This is a genomic window from Rossellomorea marisflavi (genome assembly GCF_009806575.1).
Classification (GTDB): Bacteria; Bacillota; Bacilli; order Bacillales; family Bacillaceae_B; genus Rossellomorea; species Rossellomorea marisflavi_A.
The window spans coordinates 4,385,074-4,411,234 of sequence record NZ_CP047095.1 but is presented as its reverse complement, the minus strand read 5'-3'; the positions used below and the strand labels follow the sequence as shown (position 1 = coordinate 4,411,234).

General features: G+C 48.8%; 26 protein-coding genes. 22 read left to right on the top strand and 4 right to left on the bottom strand.

Annotation, left to right across the window (positions count from 1 at the left end):
• Nucleotides 1-690: 690 nt before the first annotated feature.
• The 4 genes from rpmH (at nucleotide 691) to jag (ending at nucleotide 2,861) form a co-directional block, all read left to right on the top strand.
• Entirely contained in the window at nucleotides 691-825 is a 135-nt protein-coding gene (rpmH, locus tag D5E69_RS22575) for a 50S ribosomal protein L34 (RefSeq protein WP_079513904.1), read from the top strand.
• A gap of 109 nt (nucleotides 826-934) precedes the next feature.
• Nucleotides 935-1,309 (top strand): ribonuclease P protein component, encoded by a 375-nt coding sequence (gene rnpA, locus D5E69_RS22570; RefSeq protein ID WP_048004570.1) that lies wholly within the window; start codon nucleotides 935-937, stop codon nucleotides 1,307-1,309.
• A 143-nt stretch (nucleotides 1,310-1,452) separates the two neighbouring features.
• A complete protein-coding gene (spoIIIJ, locus tag D5E69_RS22565; RefSeq protein WP_048004571.1) occupies nucleotides 1,453-2,247 on the top strand; it encodes a YidC family membrane integrase SpoIIIJ in 795 nt (264 codons plus the stop codon).
• The gene (gene jag / locus D5E69_RS22560; RefSeq protein WP_048013548.1) at nucleotides 2,244-2,861 is read left to right on the top strand and encodes an RNA-binding cell elongation regulator Jag/EloR; all 618 of its coding nucleotides are present in this window, start codon (nucleotides 2,244-2,246) and stop codon (nucleotides 2,859-2,861) included. The genes spoIIIJ and jag overlap by 4 nt, the downstream gene beginning before the upstream one ends.
• A 503-nt stretch (nucleotides 2,862-3,364) precedes the next feature.
• On the opposite strand, the gene D5E69_RS22555 is transcribed toward jag, so the two are convergent.
• Nucleotides 3,365-3,916 (bottom strand): GNAT family N-acetyltransferase, encoded by a 552-nt coding sequence (locus tag D5E69_RS22555; RefSeq protein WP_159130305.1) that lies wholly within the window; start codon nucleotides 3,914-3,916, stop codon nucleotides 3,365-3,367.
• Between the two features lie 416 nt (nucleotides 3,917-4,332).
• On the opposite strand from D5E69_RS22555, the gene mnmE reads away from it, so the two are divergent.
• From mnmE to D5E69_RS22520, 7 genes are all read left to right on the top strand, one after another.
• Nucleotides 4,333-5,718, top strand: coding sequence for a tRNA uridine-5-carboxymethylaminomethyl(34) synthesis GTPase MnmE (gene mnmE / locus D5E69_RS22550; RefSeq protein WP_048004574.1), 1,386 nt, complete (start codon nucleotides 4,333-4,335; stop codon nucleotides 5,716-5,718).
• A gap of 45 nt (nucleotides 5,719-5,763) precedes the next feature.
• Nucleotides 5,764-7,656, top strand: a complete 1,893-nt coding sequence (mnmG, locus tag D5E69_RS22545) for a tRNA uridine-5-carboxymethylaminomethyl(34) synthesis enzyme MnmG (protein WP_048004575.1) — start codon at nucleotides 5,764-5,766, stop codon at nucleotides 7,654-7,656.
• A 14-nt stretch (nucleotides 7,657-7,670) separates the two neighbouring features.
• Nucleotides 7,671-8,387 carry a 16S rRNA (guanine(527)-N(7))-methyltransferase RsmG gene (rsmG, locus tag D5E69_RS22540; RefSeq protein ID WP_048004576.1) on the top strand — a complete coding sequence of 239 codons (717 nt, stop codon included), beginning with the start codon at nucleotides 7,671-7,673 and terminating at the stop codon, nucleotides 8,385-8,387.
• A gap of 104 nt (nucleotides 8,388-8,491) precedes the next feature.
• A complete protein-coding gene (gene noc / locus D5E69_RS22535; protein WP_148794326.1) occupies nucleotides 8,492-9,355 on the top strand; it encodes a nucleoid occlusion protein in 864 nt (287 codons plus the stop codon).
• 166 nt (nucleotides 9,356-9,521) lie between these two features.
• Nucleotides 9,522-10,283, top strand: coding sequence for a ParA family protein (locus D5E69_RS22530; RefSeq protein ID WP_048004578.1), 762 nt, complete (start codon nucleotides 9,522-9,524; stop codon nucleotides 10,281-10,283).
• On the top strand, nucleotides 10,276-11,115 hold the full coding sequence (locus tag D5E69_RS22525) for a ParB/RepB/Spo0J family partition protein (RefSeq protein WP_048004579.1): 840 nt from the start codon (nucleotides 10,276-10,278) through the stop codon (nucleotides 11,113-11,115). Before D5E69_RS22530 ends, D5E69_RS22525 begins: the two co-directional genes overlap by 8 nt.
• A gap of 72 nt (nucleotides 11,116-11,187) precedes the next feature.
• Entirely contained in the window at nucleotides 11,188-11,895 is a 708-nt protein-coding gene (locus tag D5E69_RS22520) for a DUF554 domain-containing protein (RefSeq protein WP_159130304.1), read from the top strand.
• Nucleotides 11,896-12,191: 296 nt separating this feature from the next.
• On the opposite strand, the gene D5E69_RS22515 is transcribed toward D5E69_RS22520, so the two are convergent.
• Complete coding sequence (locus tag D5E69_RS22515; protein WP_156183384.1) at nucleotides 12,192-12,368, bottom strand: hypothetical protein; 177 nt, start codon at nucleotides 12,366-12,368, stop codon at nucleotides 12,192-12,194.
• Nucleotides 12,369-12,464: 96 nt separating this feature from the next.
• The gene (yyaC, locus tag D5E69_RS22510) at nucleotides 12,465-13,082 is read right to left on the bottom strand and encodes a spore protease YyaC (protein WP_048004582.1); all 618 of its coding nucleotides are present in this window, start codon (nucleotides 13,080-13,082) and stop codon (nucleotides 12,465-12,467) included.
• Nucleotides 13,083-13,305: 223 nt separating this feature from the next.
• Between yyaC and D5E69_RS22505 the strand changes: the two genes are divergently transcribed.
• The 6 genes from D5E69_RS22505 to rpsR all read left to right on the top strand — a co-directional run bounded on the left by D5E69_RS22505 (nucleotide 13,306) and on the right by rpsR (nucleotide 17,166).
• Complete coding sequence (locus tag D5E69_RS22505; protein WP_048004583.1) at nucleotides 13,306-14,211, top strand: mechanosensitive ion channel family protein; 906 nt, start codon at nucleotides 13,306-13,308, stop codon at nucleotides 14,209-14,211.
• Nucleotides 14,212-14,225: 14 nt separating this feature from the next.
• Nucleotides 14,226-14,423 carry a DUF951 domain-containing protein gene (locus D5E69_RS22500; RefSeq protein WP_048004584.1) on the top strand — a complete coding sequence of 66 codons (198 nt, stop codon included), beginning with the start codon at nucleotides 14,226-14,228 and terminating at the stop codon, nucleotides 14,421-14,423.
• 279 nt (nucleotides 14,424-14,702) lie between these two features.
• A complete protein-coding gene (gene ychF / locus D5E69_RS22495; protein WP_048004585.1) occupies nucleotides 14,703-15,803 on the top strand; it encodes a redox-regulated ATPase YchF in 1,101 nt (366 codons plus the stop codon).
• A gap of 209 nt (nucleotides 15,804-16,012) precedes the next feature.
• Nucleotides 16,013-16,300, top strand: coding sequence for a 30S ribosomal protein S6 (gene rpsF, locus D5E69_RS22490; RefSeq protein WP_048004586.1), 288 nt, complete (start codon nucleotides 16,013-16,015; stop codon nucleotides 16,298-16,300).
• Nucleotides 16,301-16,355: 55 nt separating this feature from the next.
• Complete coding sequence (gene ssb, locus D5E69_RS22485; protein ID WP_048004587.1) at nucleotides 16,356-16,886, top strand: single-stranded DNA-binding protein; 531 nt, start codon at nucleotides 16,356-16,358, stop codon at nucleotides 16,884-16,886.
• A 43-nt stretch (nucleotides 16,887-16,929) separates the two neighbouring features.
• Nucleotides 16,930-17,166, top strand: coding sequence for a 30S ribosomal protein S18 (gene rpsR / locus D5E69_RS22480; RefSeq protein WP_048004588.1), 237 nt, complete (start codon nucleotides 16,930-16,932; stop codon nucleotides 17,164-17,166).
• Nucleotides 17,167-17,268: 102 nt separating this feature from the next.
• On the opposite strand, the gene D5E69_RS22475 is transcribed toward rpsR, so the two are convergent.
• Nucleotides 17,269-18,210 (bottom strand): MBL fold metallo-hydrolase, encoded by a 942-nt coding sequence (locus D5E69_RS22475; RefSeq protein WP_048013885.1) that lies wholly within the window; start codon nucleotides 18,208-18,210, stop codon nucleotides 17,269-17,271.
• Between the two features lie 140 nt (nucleotides 18,211-18,350).
• Between D5E69_RS22475 and D5E69_RS22470 the strand changes: the two genes are divergently transcribed.
• The 5 genes from D5E69_RS22470 (at nucleotide 18,351) to dnaB (ending at nucleotide 25,480) form a co-directional block, all read left to right on the top strand.
• Nucleotides 18,351-20,390, top strand: a complete 2,040-nt coding sequence (locus tag D5E69_RS22470; RefSeq protein WP_159130303.1) for a methyl-accepting chemotaxis protein — start codon at nucleotides 18,351-18,353, stop codon at nucleotides 20,388-20,390.
• Between the two features lie 150 nt (nucleotides 20,391-20,540).
• Nucleotides 20,541-21,518 carry a YybS family protein gene (locus D5E69_RS22465; RefSeq protein WP_213085570.1) on the top strand — a complete coding sequence of 326 codons (978 nt, stop codon included), beginning with the start codon at nucleotides 20,541-20,543 and terminating at the stop codon, nucleotides 21,516-21,518.
• A 27-nt stretch (nucleotides 21,519-21,545) separates the two neighbouring features.
• Entirely contained in the window at nucleotides 21,546-23,519 is a 1,974-nt protein-coding gene (locus tag D5E69_RS22460) for a DHH family phosphoesterase (protein WP_048004592.1), read from the top strand.
• Nucleotides 23,516-23,962, top strand: a complete 447-nt coding sequence (gene rplI / locus D5E69_RS22455; protein WP_048004593.1) for a 50S ribosomal protein L9 — start codon at nucleotides 23,516-23,518, stop codon at nucleotides 23,960-23,962. Before D5E69_RS22460 ends, rplI begins: the two co-directional genes overlap by 4 nt.
• Before the next feature lie 165 nt (nucleotides 23,963-24,127).
• Nucleotides 24,128-25,480: a replicative DNA helicase gene (gene dnaB / locus D5E69_RS22450; RefSeq protein ID WP_048004594.1), complete on the top strand. Its 1,353-nt coding sequence runs from the start codon at nucleotides 24,128-24,130 to the stop codon at nucleotides 25,478-25,480.
• Nucleotides 25,481-26,161 lie beyond the last annotated feature (681 nt).

Here is a 26,161-nt window from a genome sequence, read left to right as displayed (position 1 = left end):
CCCTGATCCCTCCTTTTCTCTCTTTGTATAACCTCTGTACAACATGTATAAGTGCTAAATCGCTAGTGTTCATAAACATACAACGCTTTGAATGTGGAGAAATTATATTATAAGGAAGAAACTCGGTTTTTCGACATTATCCACCACTTGTGGACAACGTTTTACAAAGCCTCTGAATAAGTTACCCACAAACTATCCACAAATTGTGGATAAACATATTTGGCTGTTCACGTTATTAAGAGTGAAAACACAATAATCATATCAAAATATCCTAAGCGGTGCAATGCTTTAAAAATTTTATCCACAACCCCTTTTCCTTGTGGAATAATTTTGTCCACAGGCAAAGAATATGTGAAAAAGTTGTCAGTATGTGTTGTGGATAATTTAAAAGCATGTCGAAATCTATCCACAGAGACGTTTTCGGGGAATCGTGGATGATAGTTGTAGAAGGAAAAGAGATCTTCCTTTCTGGATGAGGCAGAAGTTTTTCACATGCAGCTCGCAGAAAATGAATGGTTAGGCAGGAGGATCTCATCGAGACTCGTGAGAAGATTTTTTCGGGGAAATCGATGCCACATTTCCCCACTATAAAATAATATGAGAACGGTGTTGACTTTTGATGGGGGGCATCTTTATAATGGTGAAGAATGTCTTTAACTTATAAAGATATCCTTCAGGGAGGTGTCATAGATGAAAAGAACGTTTCAACCAAATAAGCGTAAAAGAAGTAAAGTACACGGTTTCCGCGCACGTATGAGTTCAAAAAACGGCCGTAATGTTTTAGCTCGTCGTCGTAGCAAAGGAAGAAAAGTATTATCTGCTTAGACCACTGAACTGACTCAGTGGTCTTTTTTTCTCTATCCATGTGATTGAAAGGCCATGCAGTTGGGCAAGATTGAGCAGGGAAAACCATTAAGAAAATTAGGTGTGATTCATGCGCAAAGAACAACGAGTGAAAAAGAATGAAGAGTTTCAGGACATCTTCAAAAAAGGGACGTCATTTGCCAATCGGCAGTTCGTTTTGTATTTTTTGAAAAAAGATGAGCCTCAGCCATTCCGGATCGGGATCTCGGTGAGTAAAAAAATCGGCAATGCCGTATGCCGGAACCGGATCAAACGGTATGTTCGACAATCATTCCTTGAGTTGAAGGAAGAAGTGAAAGATCAGTACGATTATTTAATCATCGCCAGGAAACCGGCGGCCGACATGAACTTCCATGAGGTGAAAAGCAGCCTCACGCACGTTCTTAATAGAGGGAAAGTATTGAAACGGGGTTCTTATGGCAAAAATGTTCGTAAAAAGTCATAAACTATTTGCGGGTTGCACAGGATTGCTCAGCACAAACCTGTGAAAAGATGTTACAATACGAAAGATTCTATCTTTTGTCATAATAGGATGTAACCGCATCCTTTATCACACTTGATTACTTATTAGTTGGGAGGAAATAGAGGGTGAAAAAGAGAATAATAGCCCTGATGTCAATTGTTGGGCTAATGGCTATTCTATCTGGTTGTACAGAATATAATAAGCCGATCAACTCAGATAGTACCGGTTTTTGGAACGAGTACATTGTTTATCCTTTGTCACAATTAATTACATTCTTCGGAGAGAAATTGGACGGGTTCGGATCTTACGGTCTGGCCATTATCATCGTCACATTGATCATCCGTTTAGCGATTCTACCATTAATGATCAAGCAAACGAAAAATTCTAAAGCGATGCAGGCATTGCAGCCGGAAATGAAAAAGCTGCGTGAGAAATACAGCTCCAAAGATGCACAAACACAGCAAAAACTACAGCAGGAAACAATGGCGTTATTCCAGACACATGGCGTCAATCCACTAGCAGGATGTTTCCCGTTGATCATCCAGATGCCGATCCTGATCGGTTTCTATCACGCAATCAGTCGTACAGCGGCCATCAAGGAACACAATTTCCTATGGTTCGACCTTGGAAGCCCGGATCCATTCTATGCGCTTCCGTTGATTGCCGGTTTGACGACCTTCATCCAGCAGAAGCTGATGATGGCAGGAACAGCAGACCAAAACCCGCAAATGGCCATGATGCTTTACATCATGCCGGTCATGATCATCATTTTCGCCATCAACTTCCCTGCCGCCCTTTCCTTATACTGGGTTGTAGGTAACCTATTCATGATTGCTCAAACGTATTTCATCAAAGGTCCTGATATTAAAGAAGTCAAAGCGGCCAAGGCCACTGCACAATCAGGGGGCAAGAAGAAGTGAGAGAAGTGAATGTGACAGGTCCAACGGTGGAAGAAGCCATTGAATCAGCCTTGTCTCAATTGAACATCACAAAGGACCGTGCCGAAATCACGGTCATCGATCCAGGGAAGAAAGCCTTTTTCGGCCTTTTCGGAGGAAAACCTGCCGTCGTGGCAGTGAAGGAAACGATCGATCCCGTGGAAGAAGCGAAGAACTTCCTGTTGGCAGTCGCCAAAGAAATGGGCGTGGAAGCGTCGATTGAAGAGAAACGCAGCGGAAGAGAAGTGGAATTCAATATCTCTGGTGAGAAAATGGCTCTCCTGATCGGGAAAAGGGGGCAGACACTGAACGCCCTTCAGCATCTTGCCCAGCTAGTGGCGAATCGTTCTTCTGATCAATTCGTCACGATCCTCCTCGATGCGGAGAATTACAGGGCCCGCCGCAGGGAAACGTTATCGAATCTAGCGAAGCGCCTTGCCGACAAGGCCCTCCGCATCAATCGTCCCGTTTCCCTCGAGGCCATGCCATCCTACGAACGGAAGGTCATCCACGCGGCCCTTGTGAACCAAACCGATGTGGAGACCCACTCGGAAGGCCGTGAACCGAATCGATATATTGTGATTTCACCGAAATAAACAAAAACGACCCAGTTGGGACGCACTCGTTGGAGTGGGCGTTCCGGTTGGGTCGTTTTTTTGATTGGATGGCTGGTGTCGGCGCGGTCATTTAGTGGGGGAGTATATTTTAGATGAGGGGGTGATCATAAACGTTGGAAGTTGGAAATAAACGGTGGAAGTTGACTACAAAGGTTGAAAGTTGGAAATAAATCCGTGAAGTTGGCAGTAGAAACGGTTGAAAAAGTGAGAGTTGGTAGAAAAAAGCCGAAAGTTGATAATAAAACTCGAAAAGTTGATAGTAAAATTGAAAAAGTCGGTAATTAAACCAGAGCTCTTCCGAAAAATGTAACCGGAATGGATGAAATCCACCTCTTTTCATCATGTTCAAAGGTGCTAACCCCTAAAAATCGTCTCCACCACATCCCATTTCAACCCTTTCAACAAATTTCGCCACCCCCCTTCCCATCAAAAACCGACAAAAAGCCGCCCGGATCAACAACCCGAGCGGCCTTTCTACCCTATCATTCACTCTTTTCTTGCCATTCATCTGCAAGAATTCCATATACTACGTGATCCACGTACTTGTCATAGAGCCATTCTGCCTGACGGATGGTTCCTTCCTTGATATAGCCTAGTCGTTCCGGGATCCCCCGGCTTTTTTTATTGCCGACGGCCGCGCGGATTTCCACTTTGTCGAGAGCATAATGTTCAAATGCATAGGTCGTCAACGTACTGACCACCCGGGTCATGATCCCTTTCCCCTGGTTGCCTTCGCCGAGCCAGTATCCGATATAGGCGGTTTTGTTGGACCAGTTGATGTTATTGAATCCGGCAACCCCGACCACTTCACCATGATAGAGGATGGCAGCGGATAGACTGCTGCGGTTGGCATAGCCCTTCATCGTTCCGGCAATGAACTCTTCTGTATCGCTCACCTTGGTGGTGAAGTCCAGCCATGGCAACCACTCTTTCAAGTGGGAGCGGGATTTGACGGTCAGCTCAAAAAGCGCCTGGGCATCCTGGGGTTCAAGTAGTTTTAATGATAGATCGTGGTCGATTTTGTAGGTGAACATGATGTGTTGCTCCTTTCCTGGTTGGCTATAGTATCGGTTTGACCGCAGGGATATTTAGTGTTTTGAAAAAATACGATCTTTCTCGACGACATCAATGGGTTATCCATGCCTATATTTTACCAGACCACAATAGAAGGGGCCCGATGTTTTTGCGCCTGCCCTCTGGATAAGTGACAATCCTGCCAATTTCACCTGCCGTTTATTGTTATTCACATGTGGATAAGTTAAAATGAGAGGGATGAAAGAATGGGGGTTGTGGATAATTTGACGTATCTGCCAGTTTTCCGTTCTTTAGGTTTAAATCGGTTTGTGCTATTCTAATAATTTGGGGAAACACTGCTTAATGATAGAGGCTGCTAGAACGAGACAGCCATTTTTTTATAGATGTAAGAAGAGAAGAAAGAGAGGTGACTCGCATGGAATTCGATACGATTGCAGCGATCTCCACTCCCATGGGGGAAGGGGCGATTGCCATTGTCCGCCTGAGCGGAGATGACGCTTTTGCGATCGGGGACCAGGTGTTCAGGGGCAAGAAAGGCAAGCCGCTGACGGAACTGGATTCCCATACGATCCATTACGGTCATATCGTGGATCCCGCGACAGAGCAGGTGGTGGAAGAGGTCATGGTATCCGTGCTGAAGGGACCGAAAACCTTCACGCGTGAAAACGTCCTTGAGATCAACTGTCACGGAGGTCTTGTATCGGTGAATAAGGTGCTTCAGCTTGTGTTGAAGCACGGTGCGAGATTGGCAGAGCCGGGAGAGTTCACCAAACGTGCCTTCCTGAACGGACGGATCGATCTGTCCCAGGCGGAGGCCGTCATGGATTTGATCAGGGCGAAGACGGACCGGGCCATGAATGTGGCGTTGAATCAGATGGAAGGACGCCTATCCAAGCTGATCCAGAAGCTTCGTCAGGAAATCCTTGAGACGCTTGCCCATGTGGAAGTGAATATCGATTATCCGGAATATGATGACGTGGAGGAAATGACCCACAGCGTGCTCCTGGAGAAATCGCGCTATGTCAGTGATGAGATCGAGAAGCTCATCAAGACGTCCGAGCAGGGGAAAATCCTCCGTGAAGGGCTGTCCACTGTCATCATCGGTCGCCCGAACGTCGGGAAGAGCTCTTTATTGAACAGCCTCGTCCATGAAAACAAGGCGATTGTGACGGATATTCCCGGAACGACGCGTGATGTGATCGAGGAGTATGTGAACGTCAGGGGTGTACCGCTCCGCCTCGTCGATACGGCGGGAATCCGGGAGACGGAGGATATCGTCGAGCGGATCGGTGTCGAGCGTTCGCGACAGGTATTGAAGGAAGCGGATCTCATTCTCCTCGTCCTCAATCATGCGGACGACCTCACATTCGAAGACGAGCAATTGTTTGAAGCCGTCAAGGGAATGGACGTCATTGTCATCGTGAACAAGACGGACCTTCCGAGGAAGATCGACCTGGAGAAAGTGGAAGCACTTGCCGCCAATCACAAGCTTGTGACCACAGCCCTGATTGAGGAAGAAGGGGTGGATGAGCTCGAGGAAGCTATTTCATCCCTCTTCTTCGATGGGTCCATCGAGGCGGGGGATATGACGTATGTCTCCAACAGCCGTCACATCGCCCTGCTCCATCAGGCGTCGACAAGCATCAATGAAGCGATTCAAAACGTAGAAATGGGCATACCGATTGACATTGCCCAGATCGATCTGACAAGAACATGGGAGCTTCTCGGTGAAATCATCGGGGAGAGCGTCCATGACAGTTTGATCGATCAGTTGTTCTCACAATTCTGCCTAGGGAAATAAATTTGTATATAGGATCATGTGATCCTTTAAGGAGGATAAATCACCATGCAATATGACGCAGGACATTATGATGTCATTGTCATTGGTGCTGGACACGCCGGAGTGGAAGCTGGACTTGCTTCCGCCCGCATGGGGGCGAAAACGCTGATGGTCACCATCAACCTTGATATGATCGCCTTCATGCCATGTAACCCATCTGTCGGCGGACCGGCAAAAGGAATCGTCGTTAGGGAAATTGACGCCCTCGGCGGTGAAATGGGCCGCAACATCGATAAGACCCACATCCAGATGAGGATGCTGAACACAGGTAAAGGCCCGGCCGTACGCGCCCTGCGTGCCCAAGCCGATAAATTCACGTACCAAAACGAAATGAAGAAAACGATCGAGAATGAACCGAACATCACCCTCATGCAGGGAATGGTGGAAGAGCTCATCGTGGAAGACGGTGAATGTAAAGGTGTCGTGACCATGACCGGTGCCGCCTATCGCGCGAAGACGGTCGTCATCACGACCGGGACCTTCCTACGCGGGGAAATCATCCTCGGCGAGTTGAAATATTCAAGCGGTCCGAACAATCAGCAGCCATCGATCCGCCTGGCAGACCACCTGCGCGAGCTCGGATTCGATACAGTACGATTCAAGACCGGTACGCCGCCACGCGTGAACGGTTCGACCATCGATTATTCCAAAACGGAAATCCAACCAGGGGATGATGTACCGAGAGCATTCAGCTACGAAACGACGAAGTACATCACCGATCAGCTTCCATGCTGGTTGACCTACACGAACGAAACGACGCATCAGCTCATCGATGACAACCTTCATCGCTCGCCGATGTATTCCGGCATGATCAAAGGGACCGGCCCGCGCTACTGTCCGTCCATCGAGGATAAGGTCGTCCGTTTCAACGACAAGCCGCGCCATCAGATCTTCCTTGAGCCGGAAGGCCGCAATACCCAGGAAGTATACGTTCAAGGGCTTTCAACAAGCCTGCCGGAAGATGTGCAGCAGAAGATCCTTTCCACGATCCCTGGTCTTGAAAACGTCCAAATGATGCGTCCGGGCTACGCCATCGAGTATGATTCCATCGTACCGACCCAGCTATGGCCGACCCTTGAGACGAAGAAGATCAAAAATCTGTACACAGCGGGTCAAATCAACGGAACATCCGGTTACGAAGAAGCAGCCGGACAAGGACTGATGGCAGGAATCAATGCCGCATGCCGCTCCCTTGATAAAGAGGAAGTCATCTTGGGCCGTTCCGATGCGTATATCGGTGTGCTGATCGACGACCTTGTCACCAAGGGTACGAACGAACCGTATCGTCTATTGACTTCGAGGGCAGAATACCGCCTTCTTCTCCGTCATGACAACGCCGATCTTCGTCTGACCGATATCGGTCACAGCATCGGACTGATTTCAGACGAGCGCTACGGACGTTTCACAGCGAAAAAAGAGCTGATCGAAGCAGAAAAAGAGCGCCTGAAGTCAACCCGTATCAAACCGACGGAAGAAACTCAGTCCGTGATCCGTGAAGCAGGCGGAAGCGAACTGAAGGACGGGATCCTGGCAGTGGATCTTCTGAAACGTCCGGAGATGAACTATTCTCACATGAAATCCCTTGTTCCGAATGAAGTGGAGCTTGATCCAGAAGTGGAAGAACAGGTGGAAATCCAGGTGAAATACGAAGGATACATCGAAAAATCCCTTCAGCAGGTCGACAAGATGAAGAAAATGGAGAACAAGCGGATCCCTGAAAACATCGATTACACAAAGATCAGCGGTCTTGCATCCGAAGCGAGACAGAAACTGATTGAAGTACAGCCGTTGTCCCTTGCCCAGGCTTCCCGTATTTCCGGAGTCAATCCTGCGGACGTTTCCATCCTTCTCGTCTATATCGAACAGGGGAAAATTGCAAAAGTATCAGGTGATCAATAAAGGATGGGTTGCGTATGAATATCAATGAATTTCAAGCCGGTCTCGAGGAAAAGGGGATTTCCCTTTCCTCTGAACAGCTGGCACAATTCGAGAAATACCATGAGCTTTTGGTCGAGTGGAATGAAAAGATGAATCTGACGGCCATCACGGATAAAGAAGAGGTGTACCTGAAGCACTTCTATGATTCCATCTCTGCTGCCTTTTACGTTGATTTCAATTCCATCACTTCCCTGTGCGATGTCGGTGCAGGGGCCGGGTTCCCAAGCATCCCGATCAAAATCTGCTTCCCGCATCTGCATGTATCCATCGTGGATTCGCTGAACAAGCGCATCACGTTCCTGAATCATCTAGCGGATCAGCTGGGACTGGAGAACACGCACTTCCATCACGACCGTGCAGAAACATTCGGTAAGAATAAGGACCACCGTGAATCATACGACATGGTGACGGCGCGTGCCGTTGCCAGAATGTCGGTCCTCAGCGAGCTCTGCCTGCCCCTTGTCAAAAAAGGCGGCTATTTCGTCGCCATGAAGGCGGCCAGTGTGAACGATGAGATGGATAAAGCCAAGAAAGCGATCACGACCCTCGGCGGGAAGACGGAGCAGGTCGATTCCTTCCTCCTTCCTGAGGAGAACAGTGAGCGCACGATCGTTCAGATCAAGAAAGTGAAAGATACACCGAATAAGTATCCCAGGAAGCCTGGTACACCGAATAAATTACCATTAGAATAGAAAACTGACGTAGTACTACGGAAAATGTCATGGGAATAAGGCAGGAACTTGTCATTTCTTAGAGAATAGTATTAAAGGGAGTTTCTTAAAGGTGGTGTAGGAAGATGAAGCATCCTTTCTCTCGTTTTTTTGGTCTGGGTGAAAAGGAGCAAGAGCCGGAAGAATCAACAGAATCAGCAGTAGTGGAAGATCGGGATGAAGTGAAGAAGATTCCCGTCTCTCAGATCGTTCCCAACCGCTTCCAGCCTAGGACGATTTTTAATGATGATAAAATAGAAGAGTTATCGAGGACGATCCATATACACGGCATCATCCAGCCTATCGTGGTGAGGGAATACGGCGAAGATCAATTCGAGATCATTGCCGGGGAGCGGCGATTCCGGGCGGTGTCAAAACTCGGCTGGGAAACGGTCCCTGCCATCGTGAAGAATATGAATGACACGGAAACGGCCTCTGTCGCGCTGATCGAGAACCTGCAACGCGAAGAGCTGTCCCCGATCGAGGAAGCCATCGCGTACGGCAAGCTTCTCGAGCTTCATGAATTGACGCAGGAAGCCCTTGCACAGCGCCTGGGGAAAGGGCAGTCGACGGTGGCCAACAAGCTCCGTCTCCTCAAGCTTCCGGAAGAGGTGCAGGGTGCCCTTCTTGATAAGAAGATCACCGAGCGCCATGCCCGCGCACTCATTCCCTTGAAGAATGCGGAGAAACAGATCCAGCTTCTTCAAGAGGTTGTCGAGAAGAACCTCAACGTGAAGCAGACGGAGGACCGTGTGAACAAAATGCAGGAAGCTTCGGACAAAAAGCCGAAGCCAAAGCGCAAAGCCTTCTCAAAAGACATGAGGATTGCCGTCAACACGATCCGTCAGTCGCTGAATATGGTGTCCGACAGCGGGATCAACCTGGATGCCGAGGAAGAAGAACATGAGGAATTCTATCAGTTCACCATCCGCATCCCAAAAAAGAAATAGAATCATAGAGTGAGAGACTGTAATCAGGCAGTTCTCACTTTTTTTGTGGGATTTTGGCGATGAAAGTCGATATGAACTCGCGACATAATAAAAATTGCCAGACAATTTTCCGAGAATTTTGTTAGAATAGAAGAATACTGTGAAAAAAACTAGGTAGGTGACAACCTTGGGCAGAATCATAGCCGTTACAAACCAGAAGGGCGGAGTCGGTAAGACCACGACCAGCGTCAATCTGGGGGCTTGTTTAGCTTATATTGGAAAGAAAGTCCTGCTTGTCGACATAGATCCACAAGGAAACGCCACGAGCGGTGCAGGTGTGGAAAAAGGAGACGTGCAGCAATGCATATATGATGTTTTAGTGGACGATGTGGACGTAAAGGAAACGATCAAGCAGTCGAAGGTCGAGAATCTGGATATCGTACCTGCCACCATTTCCCTTGCCGGGGCAGAAATCGAGCTGGTTCCGACCATCTCAAGGGAAGTCCGCTTGAAAAAGGCACTGGAAAAAGTGAAGGACGATTACGATTATATCGTCATCGATTGCCCGCCATCGTTGGGGCTCTTGACCATCAATGCCCTCACGTCTTCGGATGCGGTGATCATCCCGGTCCAATGTGAATACTACGCACTCGAAGGGCTTAGTCAGCTGCTAAGCACCGTGCGTCTTGTGCAGAAGCATTTGAATCATGATCTGATGATCGACGGCGTCCTCTTGACGATGCTCGATGCCCGTACGAATCTCGGCATCCAGGTCATTGAGGAAGTGAAGAAATATTTCCAGGATAAAGTGTATCGAACCATTATCCCGCGTAATGTCCGACTGAGCGAAGCACCGAGCCACGGGGAACCGATCATCATCTATGATGCCAAGTCCAGGGGAGCGGAAGTGTATTTAGAACTTGCGAAGGAGGTGGCGATGAGTGGCTAAAGGTTTGGGAAAGGGGCTTGATGCCCTGTTCACGGCAAATAAAGAAGAGGAAACGGTCCAGGAAGTGAAGCTGAAGGATCTCCGTCCGAATCCTTATCAGCCCCGTAAGATCTTCCAACCCCAGGCGATCGAAGAGCTGAAGGCCTCCATCCAGGAGCATGGGATCCTCCAGCCGATCATCGTCCGGAAATCCATCAAAGGCTATGAGATCGTGGTCGGTGAGCGCCGCTACCGTGCGGCGAAAGCGGCGGATCTCAAGACAGTACCTGTTGTCGTACGGGAGCTTGATGAGAAGCAAATGATGGAACTGGCTGTACTGGAAAACCTCCAGCGTGAGGATTTGACACCGATCGAAGAAGCTGCCGCCTATCAGATGCTGATGGAGAAGCTCGGGATCACGCAGGAGGAGCTGGCAAAGCGGTTGGGGAAAAGCCGTCCCCATATCGCCAACCACATCCGTCTTCTTGGGCTCTCACAGCCCGTACAGGAACTGATTTCAGACGGAAAGCTCACGATGGGACACGGCCGGGCCCTTCTTGGACTGAAGAACAAGAAGGGATTGACCCAGCTTGTCAATCGGGTCATGAAGGATTCCCTCAATGTCCGTCAGCTTGAGAAGCTCGTACAGGAACTGAACGACGATGTTTCACGTGAAACGAAGAAAAAAGAACGCAAGGACGTGTTCATCGAGGAGCAGGAGACGCGCCTCAGGGAACGGTTCGGCACCACGGTTACAATTAAACAATCGAAGAAAAAAGGAAAGATTGAGCTTGAGTTCTTTTCGAAAGAAGACCTTGAACGGATCCTCGATCTTCTTCAACAACACGACTGATGGAGTCCGGCTCTGAAGGGAATCCCTTCGAGCCGGTTCTTTTTTTGTCGAGAGTGATGGGAGAAAGAAAAAATGGTGTTATTCGGTACGATCATCAACGGAATATGTATCATCCTGGGAACGCTCCTCGGTAAACTCCTTCACCGCATTCCGGAGAATGTGAAGGATACGGTACTGAAGGCAATTGGCCTTGCCGTGACGGTGCTGGGACTTCAGATGGGACTAAAAAGTGAAAACTTCCTTATTGTCATCATCTCTCTAGCGGTCGGTGCGACCCTTGGAGAATGGATGAACCTTGATTCCAAGCTCAACGCCCTCGGGGATTGGCTTGAAAGGAGAATCGGTACGAAGGGAGACACGTCCATTTCTCAAGGATTCATTACGGCCACCCTGATCTTCGTGATCGGGGCCATGGCGGTAATCGGTGCCCTCGACAGCGGAATCAGGGGAGACCATGACGTCCTGCTCACAAAAGCGATCATCGATGGATTCACCTCCATCATCCTTGCCACGACTCTTGGGATCGGCGTCATGTTCTCAGCTGTGCCGGTCATCCTCTATCAAGGTACGATCGCGTTGTTCGCCACCCAGATCCACCGCTTTGTCCCACAGGAACTCATGGACGCCTTCATCACTGAAATGACCGCGACAGGCGGCATCATGATCTTTGCCATCGGACTCAATCTGGTCGGAATCACCAAGATCAGGGTGGCTAATCTTCTTCCTGGAATTGTGGTCGTCGGTATAATCGTCTCGTTCCTTCATCTGTATCAAGCGTAAAGAGTGCTTCAGTCATAGCAAAACCCGAATTAATTCGCCTGCGTTAAAGCAAATTAGTTCGGGTTTTTCATTTGTTTCACGAACATTTGTATGAAATTTTTTCTAGCGGTTGATCGGAGTGCAAGACGAAGACTCCAGCGGGAAGAGTAGCTGATGTGAGACCCCGCTGGCTTGCCGAGTAGGCTCACGGGCTACCCGCGGAAAGCGTAGTCTTGCACGGAAATCATGAGCGGTATAAAGAATTCACACTGATATATAAACGGACCCTTGTTTTTCTAACAAGCTATTCTTTTTATTCAGACCGTCAAGAATAATCCGTACGCTGGTGTGGCGATTGCTTCCACTGCCAATAGAAATAGGAGCCAGTTGGCATTCACGTCTTTTTCTTTTGAATAAGCCGTTTTGATCGTGTGTGCAATAACACCTACTAAAAGAGTACCAAGTGCAATTTTAACAAGTAAGAGTATGGTCATTTAAATCTCCACCTTTCTACCTTGTATATACGAAAGAACGGAATGATGGTTTCAAAAAATATCCATAAAAAAACAGTCCGCATCCGGACCGTCCTCCTATTGCAGTTCTTCCCGCCATTTTTCGATGCTCACGGCGTTCCTGCGCTCGATGGTTTCGGCAGCCAGGACGATTGACTCGGCCATGACTTTGGCCATTCTCATCACGAGGCTGAGCCGGGTATTCTGAAGTACGAAGAACTCCATGAACCCACTCACGTTGACGATGCCGGTCAGATGGATGTTTCCTACTTCGGGAAGTTCTTTATTCACTCCAGCGCCGGGTTTGAGTGGACCGTGACTGAGCTGGATCGCTCCGACACTCTTAAGACGTCCCAGACAGGCGTCGATCCCGATGATGAATGGATTCTTATGAATGGATTGGATATAGGCCATCTTCTCTTCCAGATTGACAGCATGAATGGGATCATCCAGGGTCCCATAAACGTGGAAGGTCTCTATGCCGCGATCTTCCAGGAGAGTTCCGATCAATGGACCGAGGGAATCACCCGTGGAACGATCTGTTCCGATGCATATGAATACGATCGGACGCGTCCGGTAGAGGATGGGCAGCATGGCTGAAAGGTGGACGGAAAGATCCAGTGCCGCATTTTCATCTTCATAAGAGACCCTGTATGGTTCGGTCTTGCGGTCGAAAAGTCCTCGTTTCAGATTCATCACTACCACTCCCTTGCTCCTCGTTATCGTCCAGGCATGTTTACCGCTTTTTAACAGTATACGGACAATCGTCGTCATTCATACATAATCGGGGCAGTTTTTTCATATGATAAAAATTTTTAAACTTCTTTACAGATCGAGGTTATATCTATTCATGGAGAGGGAAAGTTGATAAAATAAAGGGTACTTTCACTTTCTAAAGTAAGGGTGGCTGTTGAGAAGTATGTCAAAAAAGATAGATGAAATCATTAAAAGTCTTTCTAACGAAAGTTTATGGACAGATTTGGGGCTAGTCGTCCTAAAGATTATTGCCATCATGGTCATTACGTATATCGCTCTCCGTGTCGGGAGATCTGCGATCCGGAACGTCTTCAAGGCAAGGTCACGTTCGCCGATCAAATTCTCCGAACGCCGTGAAGCCACGTTATTGAAACTATTGGAAAACGTGTTGACCTATGTGATCTATTTCATTTCGTTGATGACGATCTTGTCGACCCTTTCTATAGATGTTAAGGGCTTGATCGCCGGTGCAGGAATCGTCGGTCTTGCCGTCGGTTTTGGTGCCCAAAACCTTGTTCGCGATATCATTACCGGTTTCTTCATCATCTTCGAGGATCAGTTCTCTGTGGGGGACTATGTGAAAATTGGCTCCGCCGAAGGAACGGTGGAGGAAATCGGGCTCCGGACGACGAAAATAAAAAGTTGGACGGGTGAATTACATATATTCCCCAATGGCAACGTAGCAGAAGTCACCAACTTCTCCGTTCATAACAGCGTGGCGGTCGTGGACGTCAACATCGCGTATGAAGAGAATATCGACAAGGCCGAGCGGGTCCTGCAGGAGCTTCTTCTCACGCTTCCTCAAAAATATGAGGAGCTGGTGAATCCGCCGGAGCTTCTCGGTATCCAGACCCTTGGGGCGCCTGATGTGATGATGAGGATCGTCGCCGAGACGACACCGATGAATCACTGGTATATCGCCAGGGTCCTCCGCAAGGAAGTCAAGCAGTGCTTCGAACGGAACGGCATCGAAATCCCTCTTCCCCGCATGGTCATGTACTCACGTAACGACGAGGACGATGTGCAGGAAGAACTTCAGAAAAAACAAAAGCAGGTTGAACGAGACTAAGGAGGTATGCGTCCATGGAGGCGAAGACGTTCGCACTTAATGATGTGGTGGAAATGAAAAAGCCCCATCCATGCGGCACCAACGAGTGGAAAATCATTCGCATGGGGATGGATATCAGGATCAAATGCGAGGGCTGCGGGCACAGCGTGATGATTCCTCGGAAGGATTTTTCCAAAAAGATGAAAAAAGTCCTTAGCTCATCAGAAAGCTGATACTGATAAGTACCCAGCTGGCACGATCCATAATCCAAACCAGTGTGTCTTTACACACAAAAACAGCTTACCGATTTCCGGCAGGCTGTTTTTTATTTCCCGGGGAGCGGGACAGCAATTTTACGGACCGACCTCAGTGGAGCATCACTTGTCTTTTTCCCCCATTATCTCTATAATTGTGAAAGGTTCGACCGTTCTCACGGTCGTCATTCAGGTATGAAGCTGTCATGATGGCAGAGATATGAATAGATAGGCAATCAATCAGGAGGAGTGACCGATATGGCTTTAACAGCTGGTATTGTAGGTCTGCCGAACGTCGGTAAATCTACGTTGTTCAACGCAATTACAAAAGCGGGTGCGGAATCTGCGAACTACCCGTTCTGTACCATCGATCCGAACGTGGGGATCGTAGAAGTACCCGATCATCGTCTGGATAAATTGACGGAGCTTGTGAATCCGAAGAAGACGGTTCCGACCGCATTCGAATTCACCGATATTGCAGGAATCGTGAAAGGTGCGAGCAAAGGGGAAGGACTCGGGAATAAATTTCTTTCTCACATCCGTCAGGTTGACGCCATCTGTCAGGTTGTCCGTTGCTTCGCCGATGACAACATCACGCACGTAGCCGGAAAAGTGGATCCGATCGCGGATATCGAGGTCATCAACCTTGAGTTGATCCTTGCCGACCTTGAAACCGTGGACAAGCGTCTCGTGAAGGTGCAAAAAATGGCGAAACAAAAGGACAAGGAAGCAGTCTTTGAATTCGAAATCCTTTCCAAGCTGAAAGAAGTCCTTGAAAACGAGCAGCCTGCCCGTACGGCTGAATTCAACGAAGAACAGGCAAAATACGTGAAGCAGCTTCACTTGTTGACGTCTAAACCTGTTCTTTATGTGGCAAACGTCAGCGAAGACGAGATTGCTGATACTGAAGACAATGAATACGTGCAAAAGGTTCGCGAATTCGCGAGCGAAGACAATGCGGAAGTCATCGTCGTCTGCGCGAAGATTGAATCAGAAATCGCCGAGCTTGATGATGAAGAGAAAGCGATGTTCCTTCAGGAGCTTGGCATTGAAGAATCAGGACTCGATCAGCTGATCCGCGCGACCTACTCCCTTCTTGGCCTTGCCACTTACTTCACGGCAGGTGTACAGGAAGTCCGTGCATGGACATTCCGTGAAGGCATGAAGGCTCCTCAATGTGCCGGTGTCATCCACACCGACTTTGAGCGCGGGTTCATCCGTGCCGAAACGGTTTCCTATGACGACCTCGTTGCTGCTGGTACAATGAATGCAGCCAAGGAAGCAGGAAAAGTCCGCCTTGAAGGAAAAGAGTATTTGGTGAAAGATGGAGACATCATCCACTTCCGCTTTAACGTATAATAAGATCACTCAGCCCCGAATCTGCATTCGGGCTTTTTGGTGTGCAGATAAAGGCTTCTGCATGTTACGGGCGAATCTGTCTTTTTCCCCCAGCTTATTGCAATTGGACAATCCCTATGATATAATTTTAATTCGTGAGTAATGAACGCATTGCTCCTTGTTCTTTCGTAAAGAAAGGACCGCATAGACCACGAGGAGGTGACATTCAGATGAAAAAGTACGAAGTTATGTACATCGTCCGCCCGAACATTGACGAAGAGTCAAAGAAATCAGTTGTTGAGCGTTTTGATAACGTATTGACTACTAACGGTGCGGAGATCATCGAGTCAAAAGATTGGGGTAAACGTCGTTTAGCGTACGAAATCAATGATTTCCGTGATGGTTTCTACCAATTGGTAAAAATCAACGCTGGCTCTGAAGCTGTAAACGAGTTCGATCGTTTGGCTAAGATCAGTGACGACATTATCCGTCATATCGTTGTAAAAGACGAACAATAATTCGAACGTTTCATAGATATACACTTCTAGCAATAGAAGGAAGGGGTTGATTCTGATGATGAACCGAGTTGTATTAGTGGGCCGATTAACCAAAGACCCTGAACTAAAATATACTCCAAGTGGAGTGGCTGTTGCCTCATTCACCCTGGCAGTGAATCGTTCTTTTACGAATCAATCAGGTGAACGGGAAGCAGATTTTATTAACTGTGTTGTTTGGCGCCGACCTGCCGAAAACGTAGCGAACTTCCTTAAGAAAGGAAGCCTGGCCGGCGTTGACGGTCGAATCCAGACTCGTAACTTCGAAGGTCAGGATGGACGACGCGTGTTCATGACGGAAGTCGTGGCCGAAAGCGTTCAATTCCTTGAGCCTCGCAGTGCGAATCAAGGTGGAGATCGCGGCGGAAGCCCAAGCTATTCTGGCGGCGGTGGTGGTTACCAACAGGGTAACCAAGGTGGTAACTCATTCGGCCAGAATCAGAATCAACAACAGCGCAACAACAACAATAACTACACTCGCGTAGATGAAGATCCATTCGCAAATGACGGTCAGCCGATCGACATTTCCGATGACGATCTGCCATTCTAAGAGCGAACGATACCGACTTTTAACAGGATAGGAGGCGAAAAACATGGCAGGAGGACGTAGAGGTGGACGTAGACGCCGTAAGGTATGCTACTTCACAGCAAACGGAATTACTCACATCGATTTCAAAGATGTGGAACTTCTTAAAAAATTCATCTCTGAACGTGGAAAAATTCTTCCACGTCGCGTAACTGGAACAAACGCTAAGTACCAACGTAAATTGACTCGTGCAATCAAACGTGCGCGTACAATGGCATTGCTTCCATACGTAAGCGGAGAATAAATAAGAGAGACATCCTTCTTTTGGAGGATGTCTTTTTTTGTGCGATGAACGGATTGCGTAAGAAACCTAGAGCCCTCTACATTCCTCCCATCAAAAGCTTCTTCAAAGGTTGGAGATGTACTCATACATCTTGCGCAGATTGCCTTCAATGCCATGGATGCCGAGCCATTTCGTATATTCAGGAGAGAGCACAAAGTCTTTTATGAATGTCTCCATTGAGATTCCCTCATCGTTTGCCCTCTGTGCTTTCTCGAGGAGCATGTTCAAATAAGCTTCCATCGAATGCACCAACTCCTTCCCTCCTGAACCACCGTGTCCTGGTATATAGGTCTCCGCATTCAAACCTCCAATCTCTTTGATCAAGGCAAGATATGAAACTGGATCAAAGATGGGTACGTGCAACTTGCGGGTTATCAGGTCTCCTGCAAATAAGATAGAATCTTGTGGAAGGTACAGATAGGAATCACTCGGTGAGTGGCCACCACCCGGGCAACGAAGGATCGCTTCTCTATGAGGACCTATGAATACATGCTCGTTATCGAAAATCCTATCAGGTAAGAAGAGTTTCAAGCGTGAGAGGTCGCGAAGGATATGCGTCATTTCCTCCATTTGTAGCGTAAGACTCTCGATCATTACGGGATCGGACTCCTTCGCTATACGTTGTTCCGTAGCTTTTAGATAGGCTTCCATTCCTTCTCGTTCCAATTCAAGGTCCTTCACATCGTTCTTTTCTTTGATCCAATGCTTCGTTATGGCAGTAGAATAGATTGGAAACCCTTCAAATGCTTGATTTCCGAAGACATGGTCACCGTGGAAATGACTATTAATAACCTCCATTTTCGTATTCCCTGTCAGCCGTTCTGCCTGTTTGCGAAGTTCGTATCCTGCCGATGGTGTGGACATGGTGTCGAAGATAAGGGTGGTTCCTCCCAAATCTATGATCCCTGCGTTGCTCCATGCACCCTGCCCAGGTTTGGCAATCACTCCGTAAACGCCTTCGCAGAGCAAGTGGATGGTGAAACATGTCGTTTCAATTGGATTCATGACACCGCCTCCCTTTTCCTCTATCATACCAATATCCTTCGTAAATATTAGAAAATTCCATATTTTTAGTAAAAAAGACTCAACCTCTCCCCTATTCTGCCGATACAACCAATACTAAGCAGTGTCTGGAGTGAGTTTTGGTGAAAAAGAAAAAGAGGGGCCTTTCGATTCGAACAAAGTTAACAGGGGTATTTTCGACGTTATTCATTTTATCGTTGACAGTCATTTTTGCGATTACTTCGTGGCAAACCCGGTCGAAGACGGAGGATGAGGTGATCAGGCAGTCGACAACCGTGGCGGGTGAAATGGGTGATTCCGTCGAACTCTTCCTCGGCCAGTTCGAGAAGAGCCTCATTCAGTACTCAAAGTCGAAAGGGCTGCTGGAATATGAAGCCTTCAAGATGACGGGGAATAAGAACGGAAAATCGGAAGAAGAGCTTACTCAAGGGGTACAGGAGGACTTTGATAATTATATTGATCTGTATGATGAAGCGACTTCTATTTATATCGCTTCCCCGAACAAGAATCTCTTCATCGTTCCCGAGGCTGAATTGCCGGAAGGGTTCGATCCCACCGGAAGGGATTGGTTCAAGGCCGCTGCCGCTTCACAGAACGATGTGAATTGGAGTGACCCCTATGTGGATACGGCGACCAATCAGGACATCATCACGGCTTCCAAGGCCATTCTGGTGGATAACAAACTCGTCGGTGTCATTGGTGTCGATATCAATCTATCGAAGCTGACGGAACGTATCTCTTCCATGGAGTTAGGGTATGGTGGGGATGCCGTGCTGATCGGGGAGAATGGAACCGCCATCGTCCATCCTACTAGGCGCGGTGAGAATCTATCATCCTTTACATTCATCAAAAAGATGCTTGATTCCACGGATGAGAGCGGAATCATCCACTACACACTTGAAGGAGAACGAAAAGTCATGATTTATGATACGATCCCCGGTACAGGCTGGAAGACAGGCGCCGTCTATTCCATGGATAACATCATAGGCAGTGCGAAAGATATTGAACGGCAGCTCCTTGTAACGGGCCTCATAACCCTAGCTGTCCTCCTCGTGGCAATCGCCATCGTCTCGAGAAAGATGACCCGCCCGCTGAAATCACTTCAGGCAACGGTGAAGCATGTAGCACGGGGGGATCTGACAAAGCGCTCCGATGTAAAAGCGAAGGATGAAACAGGTCGTCTGGCCGACGATTTCAATCAAATGATCGAGTCGATCTCCATGACGCTTCAGACTGTTCAGGATGCCTTCCTCAATGTGAGACAGGCTGCAGAAGGGCTCAGTGCCGTTTCTGAGGAGACACATGCGTCAAGTGAAGAGATGGCCTCTGCCATTTCGAGTATCGCCAGGACCGCCTCTGAAACGGCTTCTGATTCGGAGCGCGCCCAAAGTGGTAGCGAAAGCCTCGGGGAAAGCATCGACCACATCTACGAACAGTCCTATAAAATGTCGGAGCTTGCCATTGAAGTGGGCGAGCGGAATGAACAGGGAATGAATCAAATCTCCAAGCTTCGCGGGGCGTATGATACGTCCCAGCAGTATATGGACTCGATGCAACAGGTGATTCTCGGGTTCGGGGAGCATGTGAAGAATATCGAAAACGTGATGGCGACCATCACAGATATTTCCTCCCAGACCAATCTTCTTGCCCTTAATGCAAGCATTGAAGCTGCCCGTGCAGGAGAGCACGGGAAAGGATTCGCCGTCGTGGCAGAAGAAGTACGGAAGCTGGCGGACCAATCCGTCCAGGCGACGGAGAGCGTGAAGCGCACGATCAAGGATATCCAGGCGGGTTCCGACCAGGCAGTGGAAGAAATGAACCTGACTAAAGACACGTTCGATGCTCAGCTTGGCGTGTTGAATGAAACCCATGAGGTGTTTGACCGGAATGCAGCGGTCATGAGGAAAATCAATGAAGAAATCGGACATATGCATGAGGGGATCGAAGGGATCAATGGCGATAAAGACCAGGTATTCACCGTCATCAAGGCCATGGCAGAGGCTGCAGAAGAAACGGCTGCGTCATGTGAAGAGATGAATGCGTCAACAGATGAGCAACTGAAGGCCGTCCAGTCCATCACGGCGGCAGCTGAACAGCTCACCGACCTGAGCCAGGAACTCCAGGCGGCCATCGACCGCTTCAAGATCGCCCAATCAGAATAAACGATGTCGGCCGGACCGTGTGGATGCTCCCATGGACCGGCTGTTTTGTTTGTCATCTTAAAACGTTTCAAAGCCCGGGTTTATACGCATCCTATTTAGAGGGGAAATGACTGAAGAGTCCATAAGATGAAATTCCCTTCCAAAATTGATATGATGATACTATTGTATGTATTTCGCGAGGAGAGTAATGAAGTGAAAAATGCCCGCATCATCACAGAAGGCGCCATATCGGTGGCCATCTTTACTGTGTTTCTATTGTTTACGTTATATACACCTGTTATATCCATAGTAGGTTTGCTCTTCCTACCGCTCCCTTTCATGCTCTACAGTCAAAAATTCGCCCATCGTGATGCGGTGGTGATGTCGCTTGTAGGCATTGGGATTTCATTCCTTTTCGGCGGTTTACCTGGATTGGGCTTCGGTGTCCTGGGCGCTTCCCTCGGGACGGCTATTGGCTGGGCGATAAAATCGGATATACAGAAAACCCACATCCTTTTACTCGGAACCTTGGTCACCACCATCAATGCCGTAGTCGCTTATGTAATCTCCATTAAACTGCTTGGGATGAATGTCATCAAGGAGAGCCTGGACATGGCGAAGACTGTGGCGCATCAGAATTATGCAGCGATGACCGATCTTGGTTTCATCCAGCCTGATGAGAAAAAGCTGGAGCAGATGGATAACGTGCTGAAATTGATGAACGTGACCACGCCAGCCGCATTTGCAATCGGGGCTGCGCTATACACGTTCCTCATCCTGGCGATCAGCTTCCCGCTCATGAAGCGCCTTGGAAGGAATGTCCCATCTTTCCTTCGGTTCCGGGAATGGAAGTTCCCAAAGAGCATCCTGTGGTACTACATCCTATTGTTTGTGCTATCATTGGTCATTCAGCCTGAGAGCGGATCGTTTACATTCAGCGCGATCATCAATGTACAGATCATCCTTGGGATGCTGTTCACCATTCAAGGGCTTTCGTTCCTATATTTCTTCGGCCACATGAAAAATTGGTCGAAAGGTTTAATGGCAGTTGTGACCATTATTTCAATCCCACTCCTTTCTCTCGTCCGGATTTTAGGTATAATTGACTTAGGATTCGACCTCAGAGAACGCTTAAAGAATAAGTCATAGAAAAAATTTGTTGCAGGAGCTGACAGTATGCCTTCTTATTTCAATAAGCGAATGATCCGCTACCCACTGTACGGTCTTGCTGTATTAACGCTTCTCTTACTGGTAGCGATCGTGTTTTATAACTGGATCCTTGCGTTTGCGGGGCTCCTCGTATTCGGACTTGTCTTCTTCCTTGCCTTCTATTTCGAAGGAAGGTCCCACGATGAGACGGAAGAGTACATCTCCACCTTGTCCTACAGGGTCAAGCGCGTCGGAGAAGAAGCGCTGATGGAGATGCCGATCGGAATCATGCTGATCAATGACGAGTACTACATAGAATGGACCAATCCATTCCTCGCTTCTTGTTTCAATGAGGATACCGTCGTCGGAAGATCCCTTTATGATGTGGCGGACTCACTTGTCCCCTTGATCAAGCAAGAGGTAGACTCGGAAATCGTGACGATCAATGAACGGAAATATCATGTTGTGTTAAAACTGAAAGAACGATTGCTGTACTTCTTCGATGTAACGGAACAGAAGGAGATCGAGAAGCAGTATCATGAAGAACGAACGAATATCGCCATCATCTACCTGGACAACTATGACGAGCTCACCCAGGGGATGGATGATCAGACCCGGAGCAGCCTCAACAGCCTGGTGACATCCAACCTCAATAAATGGGCGCAGGAATACGGTGTCTTCCTTAAGAGGACATCGTCCGAGCGCTTCATCGCCGTCATCAACGATAAAGTCCTTCAGATTCTTGAAAAAGAAAAATTCGGGATCCTCGATGATGTCCGCGATTCCACATCCAAGCATAACGTCCCCCTCACCTTGAGTATCGGGGTAGGGACCGGCGTTTCATCCCTGCCGGAACTCGGCACGCTCGCCCAGTCTAGCCTTGATCTTGCCCTCGGGCGCGGAGGAGATCAGGTCGCCATCAAGCAGACGAACGGGAAGGTCAAGTTCTACGGCGGGAAAACGAACCCGATGGAAAAACGGACCCGTGTCCGTGCCCGCGTCATCTCCCATGCCCTGAAGGAAATCATGGTAGAAAGCGACAAGGTCCTCATCATGGGGCATAAACATCCCGATATGGACGCGATCGGAGCAGCCATCGGGATCCGCAAGGTGGCCCAGATGAATCAGCGCGACGGGTATGTGGTGCTGAACTTCAACGAAATCGACAACAGCGTCAAGCGCCTTATGAAGGAAATCAAAGGAAATACCGATCTTCACAGCCGTTTCATCACGCCTGAAGAAGCGCTTGAGATGGCGACGGATGATACGCTACTCGTCGTAGTCGATACGCATAAGCCTTCCCTTGTCATCGAGGAGCGCCTCCTGAACAAGGTGGACAAGGTTGTCGTCATCGACCATCACAGACGGGGTGAGGACTTCATACAAAATCCGCTCTTGGTGTATATGGAACCATATGCTTCCTCGACTGCTGAGCTTGTCACCGAGCTTTTGGAGTACCAACCGAAGCACGAGAAAATCTCCATGCTGGAAGCGACATCGCTTCTCGCAGGTATCATTGTCGATACGAAAAGCTTCACCCTCCGTACCGGGTCCCGGACGTTTGATGCCGCCTCGTATTTGCGGGCACAGGGCGCCGATACGGTCCTTGTCCAGAAGTTCCTCAAGGAGGACGTGGCCACGTACATCAAACGGGCCCGCCTCATCGAAACCGTGGAGTTCTACCGGGACGGCGTCGCTATTGCCCATGCGCCGGACGAGGTCGTTTCCGATCCCGTCCTCATCGCCCAGGCAGCCGACACGCTCCTGACCATGGACGGTGTCATCGCCTCCTTTGTCATCTCGAAGCGGGATGAGGATACGGTGGGCATCAGTGCCAGATCCCTTGGTGATGTAAACGTCCAGATCATCATGGAGAATCTTGAAGGCGGAGGTCATTTGAGCAATGCCGCCACCCAGCTGAAACATAAAACGGTCCATGAAGCCGAAAAACTTCTGAAAGAAGCACTAGATGATTATTTCGAAGGGAGAAGAGAACTATGAAAGTCATTTTCTTGAAAGACGTAAAAGGTAAAGGTAAAAAAGGCGAAGTGAAAAACGTGGCTGATGGCTACGCACATAACTTCCTTCTCAAAAAAGGCCTGGCTGTAGAAGCAAGCAACGCCAACATCAGCCAGCTTGAGGGTCAAAAGAACAAAGAAAAGCAAATCGCACAGGAAGAACTGGAAGAAGCGAAAAAGCTGAAGGCAGCCATGGAAGAGCTTCAGGTCGAACTGAAAGCGAAATCCGGTGAAGGCGGCCGTTTGTTCGGTTCCATCACGAGCAAGCAGATTGCCGATGCCCTTAAAAAGCAGCATGACATTAAAGTTGACAAGCGCAAAATCGAGATGAACGACGCGATCCGCGCACTCGGCTTCACAAACGTACCGGTCAAGCTCCATACTGAAGTGTCAGCTACCCTTAAGGTCCACGTCACAGAAGAGTAAGAGATTGACATCTTCATTTCCAACGAAAACATGTTAAAATAGTACTAGAATGAAAAAAGGTGATTTGGATTCGGTCCAGGTCACTTTTTTTCCGTAAACGATACATGCCTCAATCATCAGCCTATAGTGGAAACCAAGAATTCCTCGTGCAGGAGGTCATATACAATGAACGAAATGTTTCAGGACCGGATCCCGCCTCAGAACATCGAAGCCGAACAGGCCGTTCTAGGTGCGGTATTCCTGGAGCCAAGTGCTCTGACGACCACATCGGAGATCCTCATACCGGAGGACTTCTATCGTCATTCCCATCAAAAGATCTACAATGTGATGCTGAAGCTCGGTGACGGAGGGAAAGCCGTCGACCTGATCACGGTCACGGAAGAACTCGCTGCCGCCAAGGAACTCGAAGATGTGGGCGGCGTCGCCTACCTGAGTGAATTGGCTGGCTCCGTCCCGACGGCAGCCAACATCGAATATTATGCCAAGATCGTCGAAGAGAAGTCGCTTCTCCGTAGACTGATCCGCACCGCCACCGACATCGCTTCAGACGGCTATGCCCGCGAAGATGAAGTCGATGCCCTTTTGGGTGAAGCCGAGAAAAACATCATGGAAGTCGCCCAGCGGAAAAACGCCGGAGCCTTCCATAACATCAAGGACGTCCTTGTCCGTACCTATGACAACATCGAGATCCTGACCAACCGTAAAGGGGACGTCACGGGGATCCCGACAGGCTTCGCCGACCTTGATCACATGACCGCCGGATTCCAGCGGAATGATCTCATCATCGTAGGAGCCCGTCCTTCCATGGGTAAGACCGCCTTCGCCCTGAATATCGCCCAGAACGTCGCCGTCAAGGCCCGTGAAAACGTCGCGATCTTCAGCCTCGAGATGGGGGCAGAACAGCTCGTCATGCGTATGCTCTGTGCAGAGGGGAACATCAACGCCCAGAACCTCCGTACAGGTGACCTGAGTGACGAAGACTGGCGGAAGCTCACCATGGCCATGGGAAGCCTCTCAAACGCCGGGATCTTCATCGATGATACCCCGGGGATCAAAGTCGGGGAAATCCGCTCCAAATGCCGCCGTCTCGCTCAGGACCAGGGACTCGGCATGATCATGATCGACTACCTCCAGCTCATCCAGGGAAGCGGCCGCGCCGGCGAAAACCGCCAGCAGGAAGTATCGGAAATCTCCCGTGCCCTCAAAGGACTCGCCCGTGAGCTCCAGGTACCGGTCATCGCCCTCTCCCAGCTCTCCCGTGGAGTCGAGCAGCGCCAGGACAAACGCCCGATGATGTCCGACATCCGTGAATCCGGAAGCATCGAGCAGGATGCCGACATCGTCGCCTTCCTGTACCGCGAAGACTACTACGACAAAGAATCAGAGAACAAGAACATCATCGAAATCATCATCGCCAAACAGCGTAACGGTCCCGTTGGCGCCGTCTCACTGGCGTTCGTGAAAGAATACAATAAATTCGTGAATCTGGAGCGTCGATTTGATGATGCTCCAGCGTAGAGGAAGAGATCCGGTTTTGGCCGGGTCTCTTTTTTTGTGATCGGTTGAAATTGGGGTGGGATCGTTTGTAGGAGGTGCAAGGTATGCAGGGGCGGGGTGTTTACGGAGGGAAAGTGGATATCGTAAGAGTAGATGCTAAGCAGAGGGTCAGAGTGTGCGTTTGTGGCATGGCAAGAGGTTCGCTTTGGATATGGAGTTTGAGTGTTGAGAGAAGGTTCAGGCAGAGATTAGAGCAGTTGGTTTGAATGGGAGCATGGCGGCGGGATTCGCAAATAAGGAAGGTCTTTCGTATGTACCGTGCCGCACCCGCAAATGAAAATTCGAGCAGGATCGCCGTTAGCAAATAAAATGTTTGGTTTCACAAATAAAATTCAAAAAGTCACAACTATTTTTTTGAAAGTCGCAAGTAAATCCACTACTCTCGGACCAGTGCGTCCCCAATAAGGTCCAAACTCTCTAAAATAGCCTGCGAAATAAGTCGGAATTTGTCGGTGGAGGTACAACTGGAAAATCACATCCAGTATCTCGCTGATAAATCACCCTGTTTTCCAAGTATCCCATACCTTTCACTCGTAACAGGAAAAAGTCGCAAATAGACATCAATCGACCCGACTCAAATTCACAACCAACCATCTATCAAACGGCAAAAAGGAGGAAGCCACACACGGCTTCCTCCTTTCT